Source organism: Streptomyces sp. NPDC001828 (assembly GCF_042892175.1).
In the GTDB taxonomy this organism is placed as follows: Bacteria; Actinomycetota; Actinomycetes; order Streptomycetales; family Streptomycetaceae; genus Streptomyces.
In genome coordinates, this window is the sequence record NZ_JBIATV010000015.1 from 121,660 (window position 1) to 146,934 (window position 25,275).

Consider the following 25,275-nt stretch of genomic DNA (forward strand, 5'->3'; position numbering starts at 1 on the left):
AGGCTTTCGCGGCCCCCGCGTTCAGCTGGCGCTCGCTCCCGCGCGGGCGACGACCAGCCATCGGGCGGGCAGCTCGATGCGGCGGCCGTCGGCGGTGTACTCCGTGCTGATGAGCGGGAGTTGGCCCTCGGCCACCACGCTCAGGCCCGCGTCGGTGAGGAGCTGTCCGAGCACGGCGTCGGAGACCTCGCCGGGCGTGAGGCCGTGCGCGAAGACCGGGCGGAGCTTGGGCGGCGGGCCCTGCGGGCTCTGGGCCAGGCCGGCCAGGACCGCCTTCGCGGCCTCGGCCAGCTCCACCACGAACCCCCTGCCGTGCTCGCCGAGCAGCGTGGCGACGGCGTCGGCCACGGGCTGCCGGTCGGCGGGCTCGCACTGGTGCAGCAGACCGCGTACGTAGACGTTCGCGTCGCCGAGGCGGCCGTGCAGCTCCTGGACCGCCTTGGGGTCGGCGGCGTCCAACTGCTCGAACTCGGCCTCCCAGTCCGGGTCCTGGCCGCGGGCGTGCTCTATCGCGGCGAGCGAGAGGTCGACCCCGGTCACGCGGGGGTAGCGGGCCGCGAGGTAGCGGGTCTGGGTTCCGTTGCCGCAGCCCAGGTCCACCAGGGGAAGCTCGGGGCGGTCGATGCGGGCGGCGAAGTGGGCGAGGTGGCGGGCCGCGGTGAGGGCCGGCTCCGCGTCCCAGAACACCGCCCCCTGTTCGTCGGGCGCCTCCCGCCAGAACCCTTCCCAGGCGTCCAGGTACTTGCTCGTCACGCTCATGACCGACTCCCCAGGCAGCACATGCACAGTGTCAAGATCGGTCTACCCCGCCGGGCGCACGCCGGACAAGAAGCGTGCGGATACCTTCACCAGCCGTTCGACCAGGGGGAGTTGGGGCGCGCCGGAGCTCACCGCTCCCGCCACCCGCGCGCCATGGACGTCTCAGCGCACGCCGTGGACGTCTCAGCGCACGCGGCGCACCGTTCGCGGGAGCGCCACGTCGAACCAGACCGTCTTGCCGTTGCCGGTGCGGCTGGTGCCCCACGCGCGGGCGAGGGCGTTGACCACCCGCAGGCCCCGGCCCGCCTCGTCGGCCGGGCCCGCGCTCAGGAGCGTCGGCAGCACGTGGTCGTCGTCGACCACCTCGCACAGCAGCGCCTCGCTGCGCACCAGGCGCAGCTCGACCTGACGGCCGTGCGCATGCTGGACCCCGTTGGTGACGACCTCGCTGACCAGCAGCTCCACCGTCTCGGCGACCTCCGAAAGGCCCCACCGCGCGAGCTGCTCGCGGACCAGGCGCCGGGCCCGGCCGACCTCGCGCGGGTCCGCGTCCAGGCGCCACTCGGCGACGTCCTCGCGGGCGATGCCGTTGAGCCGGGCCAGGAGCAGGGCGACGTCGTCCTTGCGGCCGCCACGGGTGTTGAGGGCGCGGATGATCGTGTCGCAGGCCTCGTCCATGGAGGCCGCCGGGTGGGCCGCCGACTCGCAGAGCGTGGCGAGGCCGACCCCTATGTCCTCGCCACGCACCTCGACGAGCCCGTCGGTGCACATGACGAGCCGGTCGCCGGGTTCGACCTTGATACGGGCCGTCTCGAACGGCACTCCGCCGACGCCGATCGGGGCGCCGGTGGGCAGTTCGAGGAGTTCGCTGCGGCCGTCCGCCGACCGTACGATCACCGGTGGCACATGGCCCGCGTTGGCCATCAGGAGCTCGCCCCTGATCGGGTCGTAGACCGCGTACAGGCAGGTGGCGAGGTAGTGCTCGCCCAGGCGCTGCGCCAGGTCGTCCAGGTTGCGCAGGAGTTGGTCGGGCGGCAGGTCGAGGGCGGCCATCGTCTGCACGGCGGTGCGCAACTGGCCCATCATCGCGGCCGAGTTGAGGCCGTGGCCCATCACGTCGCCGACCACCAGGGCGGTGCGCGAGCCGGGCAGCTTGATCGAGTCGAACCAGTCGCCGCCGACCCGGCCGAGCAGGGTGCCGGGCAGATAGCGCGTCGCGGTGTCGCAGCCCGCCATGCGCGGGGTGACCTGCGGCAGCATCGAGTCCTGGAGGGTGTCGGCGACGCTCTCCTGGTAGGTGTACATCCGGGCGTTGTCGAGGACGAGCCCGGCCCGTGCGGCCAGCTCGGCGCCGGTCACGCGGTCCATGTCGTTGAAGTCGGCCCGCTCGGGGTGCCGCAGCAGGATCATGAAGCCGAGCACCACGTTGCGCGCCTTGAGCGGTACCACCAGCATCGAGCGGCCGTTGATGAGCGGCCGGATGTCGCGCTTCTCGAACTGCGAGGCGATGGCGGTGCCCATCTGCTCGCTGATCCGGGGCACCAGGACGGGGTCGCCGGAGGTCATGCACTGGAAGAACGGGGTGTGCGCGGGGAAGGGCATGGACTCACCGACCGGCACCACGTCGTCCCAGCGGCCCGGCTCGTCGACGTGCTCGACGGCCACCCGGTGCCACAGGGTGCGCTCGTCGGGCGGCCCGTCGGGGAAGCCTTCGCCCGCGATGACCTGCTCGCGCAGATAGGTGCCCGCGACATCGGTGAAGCGCGGCACGACGGCCGCGCTGACCTCCTGGATGGTGCGGGACAGATCGAGCGAGGAGCCGATGCGGCCGCTGACCTCGTTGAGGAATTCGAGCCGCTCGCGGACCGCCGCGTACTCGAGGTCGGCGGCGAACTCGGGCGCCGACGGCTGGGCCCGGGTGACCGGCTCCAGCGGGTGGCGGCGACGGGCGGCCCGGTGCTCGGCGCGCCGCGGCACGCCCCAGTCGGGGGTGACGGGGACCCGGTCGTGCTGGCTGAACTCCAGTACCGGGTAGCCCAGTTCGAGGACTTGGGAGACTATCCGCGAGCTCTCGCCGACGCTCATGCTGGGCAGGATCTCCGGCAGCCGCCGGGCCAGTTCGTCGGCGCCGGGGAAGTCGGTGTGCAGCGCGAAGCCGGGTGCTATCCGCTCGACCGAGCCGTCGTCGTCATCGTCCGGCTCCCGCAGTTGGCCGGCGTCCGCCGCGAGCACCAGGAGCCGCTCGGGCCCGGGGCCGACCAGCGGATAGGCCCACCACAGCACATCGGTGCGCTCGCGGCCCGGTTCGGACAGGGCGGCCCGGCCCGCGCTGGGGTAGGCGGTGCGTCCCGCCAGGGGCGCGTCGAGGCCGGGGCCGAACTCGTCGAAGACGTCGTAGTCGTCGTAACTCTGCTCCAGGGCACCGGAGACGGGCAGCAGATCGGCGGCCGGGCTGCCGACCGCCTCCTCCCTGCCGGGGCCGAACAGCCTGCGGGCACCCGAGGACCAGTGCGACACGAGGCCGTCACCGTCCACGACGATCACGGCGAGCGGGATCCGGCCGGCCACGGCGAGCTGGTGCGGCAGCTTCGGCGGAGTACCACTGTCCATGGGTGGGAGGCTCCTTCCCCGCCGCGAGAAACGGCGGCTGTCCCACCACCGTACGGGGTGCGCGGTGCCGCGCGGGAGCCAACCTGTGAATAGGCGTACGCCCGCGCGCACATGCCGGAAGCATTGACCAAAGGTCAGTCCTCGTGCCCGAGTTGAAGGTCCCGCTCGGTCCGTCCGCCGCCCGCGACCTGGAGCACCGTGGCCACCGGCGGGTACCCCGCCGCGATCACCGTGTACTCGCCCGAGGACAGGTCCACGAAGCGGAAGGTGCCGTCGGGGCCCGTGGTGAGGGTGTCGACCACGTTGCCCGCGGCGTCGAGCAGGGTGACCCTCGCGTCCTCCACCGGGCGGCCACCGCCCGCGCGGACCGTGCCGCGCAGGACCGCTCCCCCGGCCAGCTCGATGTCCTGGCGGGTCTCGCGGGAGGCTTGGACGCTGACCGGGAGGGCGGCGGGGCGGAAGGCGGGGGCGCTGGCGGCCAGGGTGTACTCGCCGGCCACCAACTCCCCGATCACGTACGTTCCTTCGCGGCCGCTGCGGGTCGCGGAGACGACCTCGCCGCGTACGTCGGTGAGGGTGACGGCGGCGTCCCGCACCGGGGTGCCGTCGGCGGTGACCACGGTGCCGGCGAGGCGGCCCGCGCCGCCGAGTACCACGTCGAGGTCGACCGGGCGCTCCCCGACGGTGACCGCGACGGCCTGCGGCTGGTGGCCGCCGGCCGCGGCGATCAGGACGTAGGAGCCGGCGCCGGGCACGCTCAGCGCGTACCGGCCGTCCGCGCCGCTGGCGCCGCGTCCGACCTGCTGGCCGCGTACGTCGACGAGGGTGAGGGCGGCGCGCGGCACGGTGCTGCCGTCGTGGTGCTGGACGGTGCCGGTGACCGGGACGCCGCTGACATAGCCGGAGGCGGGCGCGGTGCGGGCGTGGGGCAGGGGCGCGGTGTCGCCGACGGGGGCGTTCTCGGTGGCGGGGGCGTTGTGGGACACCAGCGGTTTCTCCTTGAGGAAGAAGGCGAGGACGAAGCCGAGCACGAGCACCGGCACGAGGTAGAGGAAGATCCGCGGCATGGCGTCGGCGTACGCCCGGATGTAGCCGTCGCGCAGCGCGGGCGGCATGGCGTGCACCAGCTGCGGGGTGATCGACTCGGGATCGGGCAGACGGGCGCCGGCCGGGAGCCGTTCGGTGAGCGCGTGGGCGAGGCGGTTGGTGAACAGGGTGCCGAAGATCGCCGCGCCGACGCTGCCGCCGATCTGCCGGAAGTAGTTGTTGGCGCTGGTGGCGGTGCCCAGGTCGGTGGGGGCCACCGCGTTCTGCACGGCGAGCACCAGGACCGGCATGACCAGGCCGATGCCCACGCCGAGCACGGCCATCCAGAGGCTGTAGTCGAGCCTCGGGGTGTCGGTGCCGAGCTTGGAGAGCAGCCACATGCCGACGGCGGAGACCGCGCCGCCGAGGATCGGGTAGATCTTGTAACGCCCGGTGCGGCTGATGAGCTGGCCCGAGACGATCGAGGCGCCGACGATCCCGCCCATCATGGGCAGCACGAGCAGTCCTGACTCGGTGGCGCTGGCCCCGTCGACCATCTGCAGATAGGTCGGCAGATAGCTGGCGGCGCCGAAGAGGGCGACGCCGATGACCGCGCCGACGAGCCCGGAGATGTTGAAGATCGAGTCGCGGAACAGCCGCAGCGGGATGACGGGTTCGGCCGCGAAGTTCTCGACGACCAGGAAGAGCAGGGTCGTTCCGGCGGCGCCGGCGGCGAGTCCCAGGATGGTGCGCGAGCCCCAGGCGTACTCGGTGCCGCCCCAACTGGTCAGCAGCACCAGGCAGGTTGAGGCGATCGCGAGCAGCAGCATGCCGAGCACGTCGAGCCGGGGCCGCACGCGGGGCCGGGGCAGTTTCAGGACGACGGTGATGACGGCGAGGGTGACCAGGCCGAACGGCACGTTGATGTAGAAGCACCAGCGCCAGGAGGCGTGGTCGGTGAAGAAGCCGCCGAGCAGCGGCCCGGCCACCGAGGCGAGCCCGAAGACGGCGCCGATCAGGCCCATGAAGCGGCCGCGCTGCCGGGGCGGCACGATGTCCGCGATGATCGCCTGGACGCCGATCATGAGTCCGCCGCCGCCGATGCCCTGCATCGCCCGGAAGGCGATCAGTTCGTCCATCGTGCGCGACCAGCCGGCCAGCGCGGAGCCGACGACGAAGACGACGATCGCGAACTGGAAGACGGGCTTGCGCCCGAAGAGGTCGCCCAGCTTGCCGTAGATCGGCAGCCCGATGGTGGAGGCGAGGAGGTAGGCGGTGACGGCCCAGGAGACCTTGTCGAGGCCGTGCAGATCGCCGACGATCTTGGGCAGCGCGGTCGCGACGATCATCTGGTCGAGGGCCGCGAGCAGCAGGGTGAGCATCAGGCCGAGGAAGACCATGCGCACCCGGCGCGGGTCCAACGCGGCCTCGGGCGGCGGGAGTTGTTCCTCCGGCGGCTGAGCCGAGACGGGAGCGGGCTCGACAGCCCGCTCGTCGTCCTTCACCAGAGTGATCCCGCCCACGTAACTCTCCCCTCGTCGCGCTTGCGCCGAGGCATTTCTCGCATTGGCCGACATCCGGGGCAAGCGAGACGAGGGGGGCGACGGGCGTGCGCCGGGGGCTTAAGCGCTGGCGGGAGCACCTACGGCGCACAACGGACCGGAACGGAAATCCACCCGAACCGGTGACCGTACGAGAGGTTCGAGCGGGCTACTTCTCGACCTCGGCGGCGAGCTTGGCGAGGACCGCGTCGTAGATGCGGCCAAGTCCCTTGGGCGCGAAGGTCCTTTCGAAGAATCCGCCGATGCCGCCGGCGCCGTTCCAGACGGTGCTGACGACGACCTTGGAGCGGCCCTCGCCCGCGGGCGTGACCGTCCAGGTGGTGACCATGGAGGAGTTGCGGTCCTTCTCGACGAGCTGTCCGTCGGTCGGCTCGGTGACCTCCAGGAGGCAGTCGCGCACGCGCTTGCTGGTGGCCTGGAGCTTCCAGTGGACGAGGGTGCCCTCGCCGTCGCCGCCCTCGCGGACCTCGTACTCGCTGAAGTGCTCCGGCAGGAGCTTGGGGCGGCCGTCCTTGTAGTCGGCCAGCGTGTCGAACACGGTCTCCGGATCCGCCGTGACGATCCGCTCCGTCGTGGCCTCGACCTGCGCCATGGCTTTTCCTCCAGCACTTGTGTTTCCGGGGTTCGGGGTGGGCCAAGCCAACCACCTCGGGGTCCCCGGTCATAATCCGGGTTGCGATCAAGAAGGGAACATGTGTTCTATTCAGGGGTGGGCGGGACCGAACAGGGCCCACGGGAACGAAGGAGGCGTTCATGCGCTGGGAGAATCTCGCCGATGACGACGCCTCGGAGGGCGCGAGCCGCACGGCCGCGCTGTTCGCCGCGGACACGGTGACCACCCGGACGTTCGACACCCCCGAGTTCCGGGGGATCACCTTCCACGAGATCCGGGCCCGCTCGATCGTCAACCGGGTGCCGGGCGCCTCGCGGATGCCGTTCGAATGGACCGTCAACCCCTATCGCGGCTGCTCGCACGCCTGTGTGTACTGCTTCGCCCGCAAGACGCACAGCTATCTCGACCTGGACACCGGCCTCGGCTTCGACTCCCAGATCGTGGTGAAGGTGAACGCGCCGGAGCTGCTGCGGGGACACCTCGCCTCGCGCCGCTGGCAGGGCGCGCACATCGCGATGGGCACGAACGTCGACTGCTACCAGCGCGCGGAGGGCCGGTACCAGCTGATGCCGGGCATCATCGCGGCGCTGCGCGACCACGCGAACCCGTTCTCCATCCTGACCAAGGGCACGCTCATCCTGCGCGACCTGGAGCTGCTCAAGGAGGCGGCCCGGGTGACCGAGGTGGGCATCTCGGTCTCGGTGGGCTTCGTCGACCGGGAGCTGTGGCGCACGGTCGAGCCGGGCACCCCCGCCCCCGAGCGCCGCCTCGACGTCGTGCGCACGCTGACCGAGCACGGCATCGGCTGCGGGGTCCTGATGGCGCCGGTGATCCCCTTCCTCGGCGACCACCCCGACCAGCTGCGCGCCACCGTCCGCGCCATCGCCGCCTCGGGCGCCACCTCGGTGACCCCGCTCGTGCTCCATCTGCGGCCGGGCGCCCGCGAGTGGTTCATGGCGTGGCTGGGGCAGCACCATCCCCATCTGGTGCGGCGCTACGAGCGGCTGTACGCGGAGGGCGCGTACGCGCCGAAGTGGTACCAGCGCCGGATCACGGGCCAGGTGCACGAGCTCGCCACCGAGTTCGGTATCGGCCCGGCGCATCGGGGCGCCGCCCGGCGCATCCCGGCCGCACCCGCGCCCATCCAGCCGGAGCCGACCCAACTCACACTGCTCTGAGGCGAATTGAGGCCGCCGGGGCCGCCGGGGCCGCCAATGCCCCAGAGGCCACCCAAGCCCCGGCCTGAGCCGGGGGTCCGCGGCCGATTGTCAGTGGCGTGCGCGAGGATGGACGGCATGACCTCACCGACGCGCATCTCCGCACCCGAAGGCATCGCTCCCGGCAATGGCTACAGCCATGTGGTCTGGGGCACCGGCCGGTTCGTAGCGATATCCGGGCAGTGCGCGCTGGACGAGAAGGGCGAGGTCGTCGGCGCGGGTGACGCGCGGGCCCAGGCCGACCAGGTCTTCGAGAACCTGCGCCGCTGCCTGGCCGCCGCGGGCGCCACCTTCGAGGACGTGGTGAAGCTGACCTACTTCGTCACGGACATCGCCCATCTGCCCGCCGTCCGCGCGGCCCGCGACGCCGTGATTGCCCCCGACCAGCTGCCGGCCAGCTCCGCGGTCCAGGTCAGCGCCCTGTTCCGGCCCGAACTCCTGGTGGAGATCGAGGCGTTCGCGGTGACCGAGCCGGCCGATCACGCCTGAGGGACGCCCGCCGGACCCGCCCCCGGCCCACCGCCGAGCGGAGCCGACGGCGCTACCGGCCCCGGCCGGCCTGGATCCGGCGCAGGGCCCAGGCCGCCGAGCGGGCGAGCCTCGGGTGGGCCAGGGCCTCGGTCAGCACCTCGACGGCCTGCTTGTCGCCGAGCTCGCCGAGACCCTCGATGCACGCCACGGCCACGCGCCCGTACGGGCTGTGCGGTGAGAGCAGCGGGCGCAGGGTCTTGATCAGGGCGGGTACGGACTCGGGGGCGCGCAGGGCGGTGAGCAGCCGGACGGGGTGCAGGGCGTAGGCGGTGCGCAGCTCGTTGGTGGCGAGGGCCGCGGCGGCGCGCGCGGTGCGCGGGTCGCCGAGCCGGGCCAGCGCGTACGCGGCGGTCACACACCGTTCCGGGTCGCGGTGGTTGAGCAGCAGGATCAGCGACTCGAAGGCCCGCCGGTCCCCCGCGACGCCGAGCCGGAACGCCGCGATCTCCCGCGCCCAGAGCGGGCGTTCGGGCTCGACGAGCACGGCCGCCAGCTCGCCGTGATCGACGGTGGCCACCAGCCGCTCGTACGCCGGTGATCCGCCGCTCTCGCCCCGCACCCGGTCCACCAGGGACCGGAACTCCTCGTCCATGTCCAAAAGCCTAGTAGCGCAAGGGCGTTGGCACCCCAAGGATGATCGGATCCCGGCGTCCGTCGGGAAAGTGCCACGGGCAAGGAGCGGTGCCATGGAGCCCAACGGTGTCCCCGCGCGGGGTGAACCGCCCGCGCGCCCCCGATTACCCGGCCGCCGGGCCGAGCCCGGCCCGGACCGGACGACGTGCCCGGACGCGAGCCGCGGACCCGGCACCCGGGCCTCCGACGCCGAGGTGCTCGGACTGTGCGCCGCCGCCGAGCGGGCCGTGCCCGGTGGCGCCCCGCCGCTCGCGCCCGACCTCCTGCTCGCCGCCGCGCAGCTCGGCTGGCGGGTGCAGGCGGGGGCGGCGGCGCGCGAGCGCGTCGTCGCCCTCGCCGCGCCGCCGGCCGGGTCGGAGTGCGAACCCCGCCGGATCGCGACCCTCGCGCTGGCTCAGCCGGTGCGCCAAGCCGCCCTGGTTGCCGCCCAGTTGGGCCGGTTCCGCGCGGAGAGGGTGTCCGATACCGAAGACCTGTGGATGCTCGGGACGGCCGCGCACGCGGTGGGCGAACCGGTGCTCGCGGCGGACTGCATCGACCGCGCGGAGACGCTGCTGCGCGATCAGGGCCGCCCCGGCCCGCCGCCCTACGCCCTCGTCGCCCGCGCCCAGGCCCTGCTCGACCTCGGCGACTGGCACCGGGCGGCCCGAACCACCGAGGAGATCCGCCGTCTCGCCGCGGACGACCCGGAGCACTCGGAGCACCCGGAGTGCGTGGCGGACGCGCTGACGGTCGGGGCGCAGGCGGCGGCCCTCGGCGGGGACACCGCGGCCGCGCTGCGCCTCACGGACCGGGCCGGGTCCCTCCGCGCCGAGGGGCCGAGCGCCGTCGCGGCCACCCGGGCGCGCCTCGTCCGTGCCATCGCGGCCTGCTCGGACGGGCGTTATGACGACGCGTACGCGCTGCTGCGGGCGCTGTTCCCCGAAGAGGGCGGCATCGTTCCCGACCCGAACGGTCCCCAGCCCCGCTCACTCCACCGGTACGGTTTCGACCTCAACCCACCCGCGCCGGACGGCGGCTCCGGGTGCCGGGAGAGCTTCGGGGCGATCGGGTTCCTGGCCGAGGCAGCCGTGGCACTGGACCGGCGCGGTGAGGCCGCGGCGGTGGTCGCCTCCCTCACGCGGCGCACCGCGGGGTCCCCGGCGTCCCTGCTGCGCGTCCAGTTGCGGTACGCGGCGGCGGTGCTTGCCGACGACGTGGAGGCCGAGACCCTGTTCCGGCGGGCCCTCGCGGACAACCTGGCCCGCTGGCCGTGGCCGCGGGCGCGCGCCGAATTCGCGTACGGCAGCTGGCTGCGCGCCCAGCGCAGGACCGCCGAGGCGTGTCCGCTGCTGCGCTCCGCGCGCCTCGGCTTCGAGCGGATCGGCGCCCGGCCGTGGGCGGAACGGGCCGCCGAGGAGCTGCGGAAGGCGGGTGGGTCGCCGCGCAGGCCCGGCTGAGCGGATCCCCGGCGGCCGCGCACCGGCCCACCGCGGCGGGGCGCGCCGGATCACTCCGCCCCTCGGCGGTGGGGCGAGCCGGTGGCGGGGCGAGCCAGATCACATGGACCGGGGGCGCCACAGGTCTGGCGCGCTCGTTACTCGCCAGTTAATCTCAGGTGAGCGGGTAACCCCCGCGACTCCGGTGGCCTGGTGACGCAGCCACCGCGAGTGATCGTCGGTTCGGCAGTTCTGTACGACGTGCCCCGGGACAGGGCCGTCGGCCCTTGCACCACGACTCAACTCCCGCACGCCGTGCGCCCGTTGGCGTATTCGAGCGCCCCCTGATGCCGGTCGCGTGCGCCCTCTCTCAGTCGTCACTCATCCCTGGAGTCCCGTGATGGACGTCCCCCTGAACACTGTCGCCGTGGTCGGACTCGGCACGATGGGCACCGGCATCGCCGAGGTCCTGGCCCGCGCCGGCCGCGAGGTCATCGGCATCGACATCAGCGAGCGCGCCGGCCGCCAGGCGGTGGCCGCCCTGGAGGCCTCCACGGCCCGCGCGGTGGCCCGTGAGCGGATCACCGCGCAGGAGCGCGGCGACATCCTCGCCCGGTTCCGTACCTTCACCGACCTCCAGGCCGCGGCCGAGGCCGAGCTCGTCATCGAGGTCGTGCCCGAGTCCTACGAGCTCAAGCAGCAGGTCTTCCACGCGCTCGACTCCATCGTCGCGCCCACCACGATCCTGGCGACCGGCACCAACGCCCTCTCGGTGACCCGGCTCGCCGCCGACTCCGCGCACCCCGAGCGCGTCATCGGCCTGCATTTCTTCAACCCGGCGCCCGCGATGAAGCTCGTCGAGATCGTCTCGTCCGTGCTCACCGCTCCCCCGGCCGTCGACGCGGTCACCGCCCTCGCCCTCGACCTCGGCAAGGAGCCCGTCGCGGTCGGCGACCGGCCCGGCTTCGTCGCCGACGGGCTGCTCTTCGGCTACCTCAACCAGGCGGCCGCGATGTACGAGTCCAAGTACGCCTCGCGCGAGGACATCGACGCCGCGATGAAGCTGGGCTGCGGGCTGCCGATGGGCCCGCTCGAACTGCTCGACCTGATCGGCATCGACACCGCCCGGACCGTCCTGGAGGCGATGTACGCCTCCTCCCAGGACCGTCTGCACGCGCCCGCCCCCATCCTCGGCCAGCTCACCGAGGCGGGGCTGACCGGCCGCAAGCGGGGCCGCGGCTTCTACACGTACGAGGGCGAGGGCAGCTCGGTGGTGGTCGCCGACGCCCAGACGCCGGACGCCATCGCGGGTGCGGGCGGCGGCCGGGAGATCCGCTCGGTCGGCGTGGCCGGCTCGGGCACCATGGCCTCCGGCATCGCCGAGGTCTTCGCCAAGGCGGGGTACCACGTGGTGCTCGCGGCGCGCAGCCTGGAGAAGGCGGAGACCGCCAAGTCCCGTATCGGCAAGTCGCTTTCGCGCTCCGTCGACAAGGGCCGGATCACCGCCGAGGCGCGCGAGGAGACCCTGAACCGGATCACGGCCGCCGGCGCCCTGGAAGCCTTCGCCGAGGTCGACCTCGCGGTCGAGGCGGTCGCCGAGGACCTGGAGGTCAAGCAGCAGCTCTTCGCGGCCCTCGACAAGATCTGCAAGCCGGGCGCGGTGCTCGCCACCACCACCTCCTCGCTGCCCGTCGTCGCCTGCGCCCGCGCCACCTCGCGCCCGCAGGACGTCATCGGGATGCACTTCTTCAACCCGGCGCCCGCGATGAAGCTCGTCGAGGTCGTCCGCACGGTGCTCACCTCCGACGAGGTGCACGCCACCGTCCGCGACGTCACCGCGAAGATCCGCAAGCACCCGGTGGACTGCGGCGACCGCGCCGGGTTCATCGTCAACGCGCTGCTCTTCCCGTACCTCAACAACGCGATCAAGATGGTTCAGGAGCACTACGCGACCCTGGACGACATCGACGCCGCGATGAAGCTGGGCGGCGGCTACCCGATGGGCCCGTTCGAACTGCTCGACGTGGTGGGCCTGGACGTCTCGCTCGCCATCGAGAAGGTGCTGCACGCCGAGTTCCGCGACCCGGGCCTGGCCCCCGCGCCGCTGCTCGAACACCTCGTCGCGGCCGGCTGCCTGGGCCGCAAGACGGGCCGCGGATTCCGCGAGTATGCCCGGCGCTGATCCGGAGGCGGGGTGGGGCGGGCTGCTGGATCCTCCGGGCAGCTCGCCCCCGTGGGCGCGACCTCCTGCGAATATGCAGTACGTTCGGTCCATGCCCCAGCCAGCCAGGTCCTCCCGTACGAACGCTGTGCCCGACGCCCCGGAAAGTGCCGCGGGCAGCAGGGCGGCCGCGCAGCGGCTCAAGATGCGCCGCGAGCTGGCCGCCGCGGCGATGGACCTGTTCTCCGCGAAGGGGTACGAGGCCACCACCGTCGACGAGATCGCCGCCCGCGCCGGGGTCGCCCGGCGGACCTTCTTCCGGCACTTCCGCTCCAAGGAAGAGGCGATCTTCCCGGACCACGACGACACCCTGGTGCGCGCCGAGGCGGTCCTGAACGCGGCGCCCCCGCACGAGCATCCGCTCGACACCGTGTGCCGGGGCATCAAAGAGGTCATGAAGATGTACGCGGGCTCCCCCACGGTGTCCGTGGCCCGCTACAAGCTGACCCGTGAGGTGCCCACGCTGCGGGAGGCCGAGATCGCCTCGGTGGCCCGTTACGAGCGGCTCTTCACCCGCTATCTGCTCGGCCACTTCGACGAGCACGACCACCAGCCGGGGAACGACGACCCGCTGCTGGCGGAGGTCGCCGCCTCCGCGGTCGTCACCGCGCACAACCACGTGCTGCGCCGCTGGCTGCGGGCCGGCGGCCAGGGCGATGTGGAGAGCCAGCTCGACCACGCCTTCGCGATCGTGCGGGAGACCTTCGGCTCGGGCATAGGAGCGGGCCGTACGGCCAAGCCGAAGGCGGCCGCGGCCTCCGTGTCCACCAGCGACCAGGTGCTGGTCGCGGTGGCCCGTACGGACGCGCCGCTCGACGAGATCATGCAGAGCATCAAGCAGGCGCTGAAGACCAAGTAGGACCCGCACCGCGCACCACCGGCCGCACCCCTCACCGGGGGGTGCGGCCGTTCGCGATTCCGGGCAGGGCTCTGACCTGCAACGATCGATCATCGCTCATCTGCGCGGGCCATTCCGCAATTGAGAGAAACTCTTGGCACGCAGTGTCTTGTCACTTGGCACCGGGTGCCATACGTTGATGTTGTCCGGGCGGTCGGCGCCCAGCGAAACAGCCGTACGCCGACTGTCCCCACGAGCCGCCACTGGCGCGTGCGCCCGGACGCCTGCGTCACAGGCAACCCTCCCGCGCCCACCCGGCGCTGCCGCACCCGAACCACACCGCCGAACCGACGGCACACCTCCACAGCACCACCCCCGAAGACCCTCAACGCCCCTCAGGGGCGCTTCGACGGAGGCAACACCGTGAAGGAAATCCTGGACGCGATCCAGTCGCCGGAGTCCACCTCCGCCGACTTCGCCGCTCTGCCGCTCCCCGAGTCCTACCGCGCGATCACCGTGCACAAGGACGAGGCGGAGATGTTCGCCGGGCTCAGCACCCGCGACAAGGACCCGCGCAAGTCCCTGCACCTGGACGAGGTGCCGATCCCCGAACTCGGCCCGGGCGAGGCCCTGGTGGCCGTCATGGCCTCCTCGGTCAACTACAACTCGGTCTGGACCTCGATCTTCGAGCCCGTCTCCACCTTCAGCTTCCTGGAGCGTTACGGACGGCTCAGCGAGCTCACCAAGCGGCACGACCTGCCGCACCACATCATCGGCTCCGACCTCGCCGGCGTCGTGCTGCGCACCGGCCCGGGCGTCAACGCCTGGCACCCCGGCGACGAAGTCGTGGCGCACTGCCTGTCGGTCGAGCTGGAGAGCTCGGACGGGCACAACGACACGATGCTCGACCCCGAGCAGCGCATCTGGGGCTTCGAGACCAACTTCGGCGGCCTCGCCGAGATCGCGCTCGTCAAGTCCAACCAACTCATGCCCAAGCCGAAGCACTTGAGCTGGGAGGAGGCGGCCGCGCCCGGTCTGGTCAACTCGACCGCGTACCGCCAGCTGGTCTCCCGCAACGGCGCCGGCATGAAGCAGGGCGACAACGTCCTGATCTGGGGCGCCAGCGGCGGACTCGGCTCCTACGCAACCCAGTTCGCGCTCGCGGGCGGCGCCAACCCGATCTGCGTGGTGTCCTCGCCGCAGAAGGCGGACATCTGCCGCTCGATGGGCGCCGAGGCGATCATCGACCGCAACGCCGAGGGCTACAAGTTCTGGAAGGACGAGCGGACCCAGGACCCCAGGGAGTGGAAGCGCTTCGGCAAGCGCATCCGCGAGTTCACCGGCGGCGAGGACATCGACATCGTCTTCGAGCACCCCGGCCGCGAGACCTTCGGCGCGAGCGTCTACGTCACGCGCAAGGGCGGCACCATCACGACCTGCGCCTCCACCTCGGGCTACATGCACGAGTACGACAACCGCTACCTGTGGATGTCCCTGAAGCGCATCATCGGCTCGCACTTCGCCAACTACCGCGAGGCGTGGGAGGCCAACCGCCTGGTGGCCAAGGGCAAGATCCACCCCACGCTCTCCAAGGTGTACTCCCTGGAGGACACCGGGCAGGCCGCCTACGACGTGCACCGCAACCTGCACCAGGGCAAGGTCGGCGTGCTCGCGCTCGCCCCGCGCGAGGGCCTCGGCGTCAGCGACCCCGAACTGCGCGAACAGCACGTCGACGCCATCAACCGCTTCCGCAACATCTGAGGCTGGGAACGTTCATGACAGAGCGTCAGAAGGATCGGCCGTGGCTCATGCGGACGTACGCGGGTCATTCGACCGCCGAGGCGTCCAACGAGCTCTACCGCAACAACCTGGCCAAGGGCCAGACGGGTCTGTCGGTCGCGTTCGACCTTCCGACGCAGACCGGATACGACCCCGACCACATCCTCGCCCGCGGCGAGGTGGGCCGGGTCGGGGTCCCGGTGTCCCATCTCGGTGACATGCGGCGGCTGTTCCAGGACATCCCGCTCGAGCAGATGAACACCTCGATGACGATCAACGCCACCGCGATGTGGCTGCTCGCCATGTACCAGGTGGTCGCCGAGGAGCAGGGCGCGGACATCACCAAGCTCCAGGGCACCACCCAGAACGACATCGTGAAGGAGTACCTCTCGCGCGGGACGCACGTCTTCCCGCCGGGGCCCTCACTGCGTCTGACGACGGACATGATCTGCTACACCGTCAACAACATCCCCAAGTGGAACCCGATCAACATCTGCAGTTACCACCTCCAGGAGGCGGGAGCCACCCCGGTCCAGGAGATCGCGTACGCGATGTCCACCGCGATCGCCGTGCTCGACTCGGTGTTCGCGTCCGGCCAGATCCCCGAGGACCGCAAGGGCGATGTGGTGGCCCGCATCTCGTTCTTCGTGAACGCGGGCGTCCGCTTCGTCGAGGAGATGTGCAAGATGCGCGCCTTCGGCCGCATCTGGGACCGGATCACGCGGGAGCGGTACGGCATCGAGGACGCCAAGCAGCGCCGCTTCCGCTACGGCGTCCAGGTCAACTCGCTGGGTCTGACCGAGGCCCAGCCGGAGAACAACGTCCAGCGGATCGTGCTCGAGATGCTGGCCGTGACGCTGTCCAAGGACGCCCGCGCCCGGGCGGTCCAACTCCCCGCCTGGAACGAGGCGTTGGGGCTTCCGCGCCCCTGGGACCAGCAGTGGTCGCTGCGCATCCAGCAGGTGCTCGCGCACGAGAGCGACCTGCTGGAGTACGAGGACATCTTCGCCGGGTCGCACGTCATCGAGGCCAAGGTGAGCTCCCTCGTCGAGGAGTGCCTGGCCGAGATCGACCGGATCCAGGAGATGGGCGGGGCGCTCGCCGCCGTCGAGTCGGGCTACCTCAAGTCGCAGCTCGTCTCCTCGCACGCCGAGCGCCGGGCCCGCATCGAGGCCGGCGAGGAGAAGATCGTCGGCGTCAACTGCTACCAGTCCACCGAGCCGAGCCCGCTCACCGCGGACCTGGACGGGGCGATCATGACGGTCGACCCGGCCGTCGAGGCCCGCGTCGTCGCCGCCCTGAAGAACTGGCGCGACACCCGCTACCAGCCTCCCTTCAACCACCCGCGGCCCTGCAAGGCCCTGGAGAAGCTGAAGGAGGCGGCCAAGGGCACCGGCAACCTCATGGAGGCGACCCTGGAGTGCGTGCGCTCCGGTGTCACGACCGGTGAGTGGTCCGAGGCGCTGCGGGAGGTCTTCGGCGAGTTCCGGGCACCGACCGGGGTCTCCTCGGCCCCGGTGGCGGTCACCGCCGAGGAGGGCACCCCGCTGGCCGCGGTCCGCGAGAAGGTGGCGCGGACGGCCGCGGACCTGGGCTCCGGCCGGCTGCGCCTGCTCGTCGGCAAGCCGGGCCTCGACGGGCACTCCAACGGGGCCGAGCAGATCGCGGTGCGCGCCCGGGACGCCGGATTCGAGGTGGTCTACCAGGGCATCCGGCTCACCCCGGAACAGATCGTGAGCGCCGCCCTCGCCGAGGACGTGCACTGCGTCGGCCTGTCCATCCTGTCCGGCTCGCACGCCGCACTCGTCCCGGACGTCCTGGTGCGTCTGCGCGAGGCGGGCGCGGCGGACATCCCGGTGATCGCCGGCGGGATCATTCCGCCCGCGGACGCCGAGGAGTTGCGCGAGGCGGGCGTAGCCGCCGTTTTCACCCCCAAGGACTTCGGTATCACGGAGATCATCGGCCGTATCGTCGACGAGATCCGCAAAGCGAACAAGCTCGACCCGTTGGAGGTCCCCGCATGAGCACCACCCCCGTCAACCGGCTCCGCCCGCGCCGCTCCTGCCTGGCGGTTCCCGGGTCGAACCCCCGCTTCCTGGAGAAGGCCCAGGGCCTGCCGGCCGACCAGGTCTTCCTCGACCTGGAGGACGCCTGCGCCCCGCTGGCCAAGCCCGAGGCGCGGCACACCATCGTCAAGTTCCTCAACGAGGGCGACTGGACGGGCAAGACGCGGGTGGTGCGCGTGAACGACTGGACGACCGAGTGGACGTACCGCGACGTCGTCACCGTCGTCGAGGGCGCCGGCCAGAACCTCGACTGCATCATGCTGCCGAAGGTGCAGGACGCCCAGCAGGTGGTCGCCCTCGACCTGCTGCTCACCCAGATCGAGAAGACGATGGGCTTCGAGGTCGGCAAGATCGGCATCGAGGCGCAGATCGAGAACGCGCGCGGTCTCAACAACGTGAACGCGATCGCCGAGGCGTCCCCGCGCACCGAGACGATCATCTTCGGCCCGGCCGACTTCATGGCGTCCATCAACATGAAGACCCTGGTCGTGGGCGAGCAGCCGCCCGGGTACGGCGCGGACGCGTACCACTACATCCTGATGAAGATCCTGATGGCCGCGCGCGCCAACGACCTCCAGGCGATCGACGGTCCCTACCTCCAGATCCGCAACGTCGACGGCTACCGCGCGGTGGCGCAGCGTGCGGCCGCCCTCGGCTTCGACGGCAAGTGGGTGCTGCACCCGGGCCAGGTCGAGGCGTCGAACGAGATCTTCTCGCCGTCGCAGGAGGACTTCGACCACGCCGAGCTGATCCTGGACGCCTACGACTACTGCACGTCGGAGGCGGGCGGCAAGAAGGGCTCGGCGATGCTCGGCGACGAGATGATCGACGAGGCCAGCCGCAAGATGGCCCTGGTCATCTCCGGCAAGGGCCGTGCGGCCGGCATGCGGCGCACGTCCAAGTTCGAGATCCCGGAGGCGTGAGCACCATGCAGTTCGGCCGTACCTACGAAGAGTTCGAAGTCGGAGCCGTCTACAAGCACTGGCCCGGAAAGACGGTCACCGAGTACGACGACCACCTGTTCTGTCTGCTCACGATGAACCACCATCCGCTGCACCTGGACTCCAACTACGCGGAGAACACGACCGACTTCGGCAAGAACGTCGTGGTGGGCAACTACATCTACTCGCTGCTGCTCGGCATGAGCGTGCCGGACGTCTCCGGCAAGGCCATCGCCAACCTGGAGATCGAGTCGCTGCGGCACGTGGCGCCGACCTTCCACGGCGACACGGTCTACGGCGAGACGACGGTCCTCGACAAGACCCCCTCGAAGTCGAAGAACGACCGCGGGATCGTCTACGTCGAGACCAAGGGATACAAGCAGGACGGCACGCTGGTCTGCGTCTTCCGCCGCAAGGTGATGGTGCCGACCGAGACGTACATCAAGGAGCGCGGCGGGGAGCAGCCCGGCCGGCCACAGCTCGTCGAGCCCGCCAAGAAGACGGAGAAGTAGCCATGGCCCGTCTCGCGCAGACCGCCGGTCTGACCGACGTCCAGCAGGAAATCCTGGCCACCGTGCGGGACTTCGTCGACAAGGAGATCATTCCGGTCGCGACCCAGCTGGAGCACAAGGACGAGTACCCGACGCAGATCGTCGAGGGTCTCAAGGAGTTGGGCCTGTTCGGCCTGATGATTCCCGAGGAGTACGGCGGTCTCGGGGAGTCGCTGCTCACCTACGCGCTGTGCGTGGAGGAAATAGCGCGTGGCTGGATGTCGGTGTCCGGCATCATCAACACGCATTTCATCGTGGCGTACATGCTCAAGCAGCACGGCACCCAGGAGCAGAAGGACACCTTCCTGCCGCGGATGGCGCTCGGCGAGGTGCGCGGCGCGTTCTCGATGTCGGAGCCGGCGCTCGGCTCGGATGTGTCGGCGATCACGTCCAAGGGTGTCAGGGACGGCGACGAGTACGTCCTGAACGGCCAGAAGATGTGGCTGACCAATGGCGGAACGTCATCACTGGTGGCCGTTCTGTGCCGGAGTGACGAAGGACACTCCCCTTCCGATGTGGCCGCCGCGCCCCACAAGTCGATGACGACCTTCCTGGTGGAGAAGGAGCCGGGCTTCGGCGAGGTCCGGCCCGGACTCACCATTCCCGGCAAGATCGACAAAATGGGATACAAGGGCGTCGATACGACGGAACTGGTCATGGACGGACTGCGAATTCCGGCCAATCGCGTACTCGGCGGGACCACCGGCCGAGGGTTTTACCAAATGATGGACGGCGTCGAAGTCGGCCGCGTCAACGTCGCGGCACGTGGCTGCGGCGTCGCTCAGCGTGCATTTGAGTTGGGTGTCTCCTATGCCCAGCAAAGGCACACTTTCGGAAAGCCGATCGCCCAGCACCAGGCGATCCAGTTCAAGCTCGCCGAAATGGCTACCAAGGTCGAAGCGGCGCATGCGATGATGGTGAACGCAGCACGCAAAAAGGACTCCGGGGAACGAAACGACCTCGAAGCAGGGATGGCGAAGTACCTCGCCTCCGAGTACTGCAAGGAGGTGGTGGAAGACGCGTTCCGCATTCACGGCGGTTACGGCTTCTCCAAGGAGTACGAGATCGAGCGCCTGTACCGCGAGGCGCCGATGCTGCTCATCGGTGAAGGTACCGCCGAGATCCAGAAAATGATCATTGGGCGCCGACTGCTTGAGGAGTACCGGTTCCAGGGTTGATTGCCGCTTTTGGGTCGGTTTGGCCGCGAAGAACATCACACCCTGTCATCGCCTTCCGGCCGCCGACTCGGCTTCTGGCTTGCCCAGTTGCGGCTCGCAACCGATACCATCGCCGGTAAACCTGCCGCCGTCCCCCGTTGCCAGCGCGGCATCATCCGCTACGAAGGTCATCCATGCCCCACAGCCAAACCTCTGCACCACGCGACGGCTTCCTCAAGGGACGCCTTGCTCGCGGAGCATCGCCGTGGCTTCTGCCGACCGTCGCCACCGCAGCCCTCAGCCTGGCCCGCTCGCGCCGCTCCAAGGGCGCCGCGATCGTGGCCGTGCCCACCACCGCTCTGGCGGCGGGCATGCTGTGGTTCTTCCGCGACCCCGAGCGTGAGATCACGCAGGGGCGGGTCATCTCCCCCGCCGACGGTGTGGTGCAGAGCATCATGCCGTGGAAGGACGGGCGTACCCGCGTCGCGATCTTCATGAGCCCGTTGAACGTCCACGTCAACCGCGCGCCCCTCGCGGGCACGGTGACTTCGGTGGAGCACATCCCCGGTGGCTTCGTTCCGGCGTTCAACAAGGAGAGCGAGAACAACGAGCGCGTCGTCTGGCACTTCGACACCGAGCTCGGTGACATCGAGATGATCCAGATCGCCGGCGCGGTCGCGCGCCGCATCGTGCCGTACATCCCCCAGGGCACCAAGGTGGAGCAGGGCGAGCGCATCGGCCTCATCCGCTTCGGCTCGCGGGTCGACATCTACCTCCCCGAGGGTGTCGAGGTCGCGGTCGAGGTCGGTCAGGCGACCACGGCGGGGGTGACTCGAATTGACCGTGATTGATCCCGAGACGCAGGCCGGCTGGGTCCCCGAGGCGGAGTCCGAGGACGACGTCGAGGACATGCCGCTCTCACTGAGGCTGTCGATAGCGGACACCCTCACGCTGGGCAACGCCACGTGCGGCTTCATGGCGGTGTACTTCACCACCACCGGCATCCTCATCCCGCACCTCTCCGGCAGCCAGGAGACCGGCATGGCGCGGCACTCCGCCGCCACCGCCGTGATCCTGATGCTGCTGGCCGCGATCTTCGACCTCTGTGACGGTCTGGTCGCCCGCAAGCTGCGCAGCTCCCCGATGGGCGCCGAGCTGGACAACCTCTCGGACCTCATCAGCTTCGGGCTCGCCCCGGCCTACTTCGTGCTCGTGTACGGCATGGTCGCGGACGACGCCCACCAGCGGGTCGCCGCCGTCGCCGCGATCACGGTGCTGCTCGCCGTGGTGCTGAGACTCGCGCGCTTCTCGTGCGTGACGATGAAGGACGGCATGTTCCAGGGCATGCCGAGCCCGTTCGGCGCGCTCACCGTCGTCTCGATCGTCCTGCTCGAGCTGCCGTTCGTTCCCACGCTGCTCGCCGTCATCGGAGTCGCCTGGCTGATGGTGAGCCGGGTCGAGTACCCGAAGCCGCGGGGCGTCCTCGCGGTGGCGATGCTCAGCTGGATCATCGGTGCGATGGGTCTGCTCGCGGCGTGGGCGTTCGACGCCCCCGGCGGCCAGACGCTGCTCCAGACCGGCTGTGCGCTGCAGATCGTCCTGGCCGCCACGATCCCCCTCTTCGCGACGGCCCGACGGGTGAACACCTTCCGCGACAACCGCCGCGAGGCGCGGGCAGCGCAGCTGCCGTAGTTCCTCACGGTGCGGGAAAGGGGCCCCGGGTTCTTGGACCCGGGGCCCCTTTTTGCGTGCCCACCGTTTTTCGTGTGCCCACCCTGCTTCCGCCGTGCTCCCGTTCGGCCCGGTTTCGCGTGGCTGCGGGGCGGGGTGCTTGCCTGTCTGTGGGGCGGGGGTGCTTGCCTGCCGGCGGGGCTGGGGGTGCTTGCCTGCCGGCAGGGGTGGGCTGCTTGCCTGCCGGCTTGCTCGGGTGCGGGCCGTGGTCGCTTTTCGCGCAGTTCCCCGCGCCCCCAACCCCGTTTCCGTCCTCGCACCGTGCGTGGCTGGTCGCGCAGTTCCCCGCGCCCCCAACCCCGTTTCCGTCCTCGCACCGTGTGTGGCTGGTCGCGCAGTTCCCCGCGCCCCCAACCCCGTTTCCGTCCTCGCACCGTGTGTGGCTGGTCGCGCAGTTCCCCGCGCCCCCAACCCCGCTTTCGTCCGCGGGCCGTGCGTGGTTGCTCGCGCAGTTCCCCACGCTCCCTGGCAGTACGGTGCTGGCCAGTGCAGGCATACCCAGCCCGTCCGGCGATTGAGGACGAGCGCCGTTCAGGCGCGAACGGGGGTGCAGGGGGCGGAGCCCCCGCCGGGGTCTGGGGCGGAGCCCCAGGGCTCAGCCGGTCCAACCCGCCGCACGGGCGGGCAGACCCCGGGGCACAGGGGGCCTGGACGGCCCCGGGGTCAGTGGGCGTTTTCCGTGGGGCGGAGGTCGCCCGGAATCTTCGCCCAGGCCAGCACCGCGGCGGCCAGCGGCAGCACCGCGGCCAGCAGGAACGTAGGGGTCATGCCCGAGGTGAAGGCCGCCGAGGCCTTCTCCAGGAGCGCCGCCCCGGCGGGACCGCCCATCGAGGAGGCCACGTGGGCCGCCTCGCCGACCGAGTCGCGTACGGAGGCGGTGGCCGCCCCGTCCAGACCGAGCTCCGGCAGCTTGGCGCGGTACAGGGCCGCCGCGATGCTGCCGAGGATCGCGACACCCATGGCCGCGCCCAGTTCGTAGCAGGTCTCCTCGACGGCGGCCGCGCCACTGACGTGCTCCTTGGGGGCGGAGGCCATCAGCGTCACCGAGGCGGCCGTGGTCGCGATGCCGACGCCGCAGCCGAGCACGCCGAGTGCCACGGCGACACCGGGGTAGGCCAGCGGCCCGGACTGCTGGAACAGCCACGGCAGGGCGAGCCCCGCGCTCATCAGGATCAGACCGCCGCCGATGACGTGCCGGATCGGCAGCCGGTGCATCAGGACCGGGGTCACGAGGGAGGTGACCACCAGGCCGAGCGGCGCCGGAAGCAGCCGCACACCGGCCTCCAGGGGGCTGTAGCCCTGCCCGTACTGGAACCACTGGGTGACCAGGAACAGCGCCGAGCCGAGCGCGATCATCCCGAGGAAGATCGAGGCGGCGGCGATGCTGAACGACCGGTTGGTGAACAGCCTCACGTGGAAGAGCGGTTGCGCCAGGCGCAGCTGACGGCGGACGAACACGGTCAGCGCGACGGCGGCCAGAACGAGCAGCACCCAGGCGACGGGATCGGCGGGGCCGCCCTTGCCGAGCTGCTTGATGCCGCCGGCCAGGGCGAGCATGCCGACGATGGACTGGCCGACGCCCCACCAGTCCCAGCGGCCCTCGCGGGGCTGGTGCGACTCGGGGAGGATCCAGGCACCGAACGCGATGATCACCAGGGCGACCGGGATGTTGATCAGGAACGCGGACTGCCAGCCGTTCTGCTCGACGAGCAGACCGCCGACCACGGGGCCCAGCGCCATGCCGCCACCGAAGACCGCCGCCCACACCGCGTAGGCGAGGGCGCGCTCACGGGCGTCGGTGAAGACGTCGCGCAGGATCGACAGGGTGGACGGCATGATCGCCGCGCCACCGACGCCGAGCAGCGCGCGGGCGGCGATGACCTGCCAGGCCTCGGTCGCGAAGACCGCCATCAGGGAGGCCGACGCGAAGATCGCGAAGCCGGTGAGCAGCAGTCGCTTGCGGCCCCAGCGGTCGCCGAGGGCGCCGGCCGTCACCAGGAGGCCGGAGAGCGCGAGCGCGTACACGTCGATGATCCACAGCTGCTGTACGGAGCTGGGCTGAAGGTCGCTCACCAGGGAGGGGAAGGCGACGTTGAGGATCGTGGTGTCCATCGCGATGAGCAGCAGGCTGCCGGACAGGATCGCGAGAACGAGCCAGCGCCGGGGATCGAGGGCCGGCGTGCCGAGGGGCGACGTCATGGAACACTCCAGTATCGAATGAGACATCAGTGTCTCATGGCCTGAAGGAACTCGCACACCTGGTCGCACGCGCACCGCCGACTGCTCCAGGGAACGACAGAACGGCCCCCCTCGCGAGTGCGAGAGGGGCCGTTCCGAGGTGAGGCAGGGGGCCTAGCGGAGGAAGTCGTTGGCGATGTTCTGCGCGACCTGCTCCAGGAGCGGGCCCGCGTTCGCCATGCAGCGGGCCGGGTCGGGCTCCAGGTCCGTCAGGGCGTAGGCGCGGCGGATGCCCGCCTCGCCGAGCTGGCCCGGCTGGAGCAGCAGGCGGCCGCACACCGCGACGACCTCGATCCCGGCCGCGCGGGCGGCCGCGGCGACCCCGGCCGGGGCCTTGCCGTGCAGGGTCTGCTCGTCGAGCGAGCCCTCGCCCGTGATGACCAGCGTGGCCCCGGCGAGCGCGGGCGCGAAGCCCAGTACGTCGAGCATGACCTCGATGCCGGGCCGGAAGGTGGCGTCGAGCGCGACGAGCGCGCCGTAACCGATGCCGCCGGCCGCGCCGGCTCCGGGGGCGAGCGCCGCCTCGGCGGCCTTCGCGCCGAGCGCGCCCTCCAGGACCTTGGCGTAGTGGGCCAGGGCCGCGTCCAGGGTCGCCACGTCCTCGGGCGACGCACCCTTCTGCGGTCCGTAGATCGCGGGGGCGCCCTTCGGGCCGGTCAGCGGATTGTCGACATCGCTGGCGAGGACGAGCTCCACGTCCTCGAAGCGGGCGTCGAGCGCCGAGAGGTCGGCCGTGGCGAGATCGGCGAGCGCGCCGCCGCCGGGGCCGACCGGCTCACCCGCGGCGTCCAGGAAGCGCGCGCCGAGCGCGGCCAGCATGCCGGCCCCGCCGTCGGTCGTCGCGCTGCCGCCGACGCCGAACACGATGGTCCGCGCACCGGCGTCGAGCGCGGCGAGCAGCAGCTCGCCGGAGCCGAACGTGGTGGCGGTGAGCGCCGCGAAGACGCCCTCGGGGAGGTGCTGGAGCCCGGAGGCCTCCGCCATCTCGACCACGGCCACACCGTCGCGTACCGCGTACGCGGCGGTCACCGGGGTGCCGAGCGGGCCCGTGACCCGCACCTCGCGGCGCTCGAATCCGGCCGCCACCGCCGCCGCCACCGTGCCGTCGCCGCCATCGGCGACCGGCAGGGTCTCCACCAGCAGATCCGGGACGACCCGCCGCAGCCCGGCCGTCACCCGCTCAGCGACCTGTACGGCCGTGAGCGAGCCCTTGAACTTGTCCGCCGCCACGAGTACGCGGGCGGTCTCCAAAACTGCGCCGTCCGTCACCTTGCTATCCCTTGCTTTCGAACAGGCAGTCGCGCCGCTCCAGACCCTATCCGCCCGGCGCGTGCCTGCCCATAGCCACCGGGGTCCATGGACGGCGCGCCACCCCACAAAATGC

At 71.2% G+C, this 25,275-nt stretch carries 19 protein-coding genes; 12 read left to right on the forward strand and 7 right to left on the reverse strand.

From position 1 onward, the window contains the following. Positions 1 to 21: 21 nt before the first annotated feature. The 4 genes from ACFYZA_RS33385 to ACFYZA_RS33400 all read right to left on the reverse strand — a co-directional run bounded on the left by ACFYZA_RS33385 (position 22) and on the right by ACFYZA_RS33400 (position 6,549). A complete protein-coding gene (locus ACFYZA_RS33385) occupies positions 22 to 759 on the reverse strand; it encodes a class I SAM-dependent methyltransferase (RefSeq protein WP_388494388.1) in 738 nt (245 codons plus the stop codon). Positions 760 to 942: 183 nt separating this feature from the next. Further along, positions 943 to 3,369, reverse strand: a complete 2,427-nt coding sequence (locus tag ACFYZA_RS33390) for a SpoIIE family protein phosphatase (RefSeq protein ID WP_388494389.1) — start codon at positions 3,367 to 3,369, stop codon at positions 943 to 945. Between the two features lie 134 nt (positions 3,370 to 3,503). Then, positions 3,504 to 5,918 carry an MFS transporter gene (locus tag ACFYZA_RS33395; protein ID WP_382589764.1) on the reverse strand — a complete coding sequence of 805 codons (2,415 nt, stop codon included), beginning with the start codon at positions 5,916 to 5,918 and terminating at the stop codon, positions 3,504 to 3,506. A gap of 187 nt (positions 5,919 to 6,105) precedes the next feature. Next, a complete protein-coding gene (locus ACFYZA_RS33400) occupies positions 6,106 to 6,549 on the reverse strand; it encodes an SRPBCC family protein (protein WP_388494390.1) in 444 nt (147 codons plus the stop codon). Between the two features lie 161 nt (positions 6,550 to 6,710). On the opposite strand from ACFYZA_RS33400, the gene ACFYZA_RS33405 reads away from it, so the two are divergent. Together ACFYZA_RS33405 and ACFYZA_RS33410 are read left to right on the forward strand one after the other, a co-directional pair. Next, positions 6,711 to 7,748, forward strand: a complete 1,038-nt coding sequence (locus ACFYZA_RS33405; protein ID WP_382589770.1) for an Rv2578c family radical SAM protein — start codon at positions 6,711 to 6,713, stop codon at positions 7,746 to 7,748. Positions 7,749 to 7,865: 117 nt separating this feature from the next. After that, on the forward strand, positions 7,866 to 8,276 hold the full coding sequence (locus ACFYZA_RS33410) for a RidA family protein (protein WP_388494391.1): 411 nt from the start codon (positions 7,866 to 7,868) through the stop codon (positions 8,274 to 8,276). A 52-nt stretch (positions 8,277 to 8,328) separates the two neighbouring features. Here the strand turns inward: ACFYZA_RS33410 and ACFYZA_RS33415 are convergent, their stop codons facing one another. Next, complete coding sequence (locus ACFYZA_RS33415; RefSeq protein ID WP_382589776.1) at positions 8,329 to 8,910, reverse strand: adenylosuccinate lyase; 582 nt, start codon at positions 8,908 to 8,910, stop codon at positions 8,329 to 8,331. 94 nt (positions 8,911 to 9,004) lie between these two features. Here ACFYZA_RS33415 and ACFYZA_RS33420 point away from each other — a divergent pair, with 94 nt between their 5' ends. From ACFYZA_RS33420 to pssA, 10 genes are all read left to right on the forward strand, one after another. Next, positions 9,005 to 10,390 (forward strand): hypothetical protein, encoded by a 1,386-nt coding sequence (locus ACFYZA_RS33420; RefSeq protein ID WP_388494392.1) that lies wholly within the window; start codon positions 9,005 to 9,007, stop codon positions 10,388 to 10,390. A 379-nt stretch (positions 10,391 to 10,769) separates the two neighbouring features. Next, positions 10,770 to 12,551 (forward strand): 3-hydroxyacyl-CoA dehydrogenase family protein, encoded by a 1,782-nt coding sequence (locus ACFYZA_RS33425; protein ID WP_382589782.1) that lies wholly within the window; start codon positions 10,770 to 10,772, stop codon positions 12,549 to 12,551. Between the two features lie 91 nt (positions 12,552 to 12,642). Beyond that, on the forward strand, positions 12,643 to 13,449 hold the full coding sequence (locus ACFYZA_RS33430; protein ID WP_388494393.1) for a TetR family transcriptional regulator: 807 nt from the start codon (positions 12,643 to 12,645) through the stop codon (positions 13,447 to 13,449). A gap of 402 nt (positions 13,450 to 13,851) precedes the next feature. Beyond that, positions 13,852 to 15,189, forward strand: coding sequence for a crotonyl-CoA carboxylase/reductase (ccrA, locus tag ACFYZA_RS33435; RefSeq protein ID WP_382589788.1), 1,338 nt, complete (start codon positions 13,852 to 13,854; stop codon positions 15,187 to 15,189). A gap of 14 nt (positions 15,190 to 15,203) precedes the next feature. Further along, positions 15,204 to 17,231, forward strand: coding sequence for a protein meaA (locus ACFYZA_RS33440; RefSeq protein WP_388494394.1), 2,028 nt, complete (start codon positions 15,204 to 15,206; stop codon positions 17,229 to 17,231). Continuing rightward, the gene (locus ACFYZA_RS33445) at positions 17,228 to 18,196 is read left to right on the forward strand and encodes an HpcH/HpaI aldolase/citrate lyase family protein (RefSeq protein ID WP_382589794.1); all 969 of its coding nucleotides are present in this window, start codon (positions 17,228 to 17,230) and stop codon (positions 18,194 to 18,196) included. Before ACFYZA_RS33440 ends, ACFYZA_RS33445 begins: the two co-directional genes overlap by 4 nt. Positions 18,197 to 18,201: 5 nt before the next feature. Then, a complete protein-coding gene (locus ACFYZA_RS33450; RefSeq protein ID WP_382590051.1) occupies positions 18,202 to 18,726 on the forward strand; it encodes a MaoC family dehydratase in 525 nt (174 codons plus the stop codon). A 2-nt stretch (positions 18,727 to 18,728) separates the two neighbouring features. Further along, the gene (locus tag ACFYZA_RS33455; RefSeq protein ID WP_388494395.1) at positions 18,729 to 19,943 is read left to right on the forward strand and encodes an acyl-CoA dehydrogenase family protein; all 1,215 of its coding nucleotides are present in this window, start codon (positions 18,729 to 18,731) and stop codon (positions 19,941 to 19,943) included. 173 nt (positions 19,944 to 20,116) lie between these two features. Further along, a complete protein-coding gene (locus ACFYZA_RS33460) occupies positions 20,117 to 20,773 on the forward strand; it encodes a phosphatidylserine decarboxylase (protein WP_100575165.1) in 657 nt (218 codons plus the stop codon). Beyond that, entirely contained in the window at positions 20,760 to 21,614 is an 855-nt protein-coding gene (gene pssA / locus ACFYZA_RS33465; protein ID WP_382589800.1) for a CDP-diacylglycerol--serine O-phosphatidyltransferase, read from the forward strand. The genes ACFYZA_RS33460 and pssA overlap by 14 nt, the downstream gene beginning before the upstream one ends. Before the next feature lie 702 nt (positions 21,615 to 22,316). Here pssA and ACFYZA_RS33470 read toward each other — a convergent pair. Both ACFYZA_RS33470 and ACFYZA_RS33475 read right to left on the reverse strand, forming a co-directional pair. Beyond that, positions 22,317 to 23,852 carry an MFS transporter gene (locus ACFYZA_RS33470; RefSeq protein WP_382589803.1) on the reverse strand — a complete coding sequence of 512 codons (1,536 nt, stop codon included), beginning with the start codon at positions 23,850 to 23,852 and terminating at the stop codon, positions 22,317 to 22,319. 153 nt (positions 23,853 to 24,005) lie between these two features. Beyond that, a complete protein-coding gene (locus ACFYZA_RS33475; protein ID WP_388494396.1) occupies positions 24,006 to 25,160 on the reverse strand; it encodes a glycerate kinase in 1,155 nt (384 codons plus the stop codon). Positions 25,161 to 25,275 lie beyond the last annotated feature (115 nt).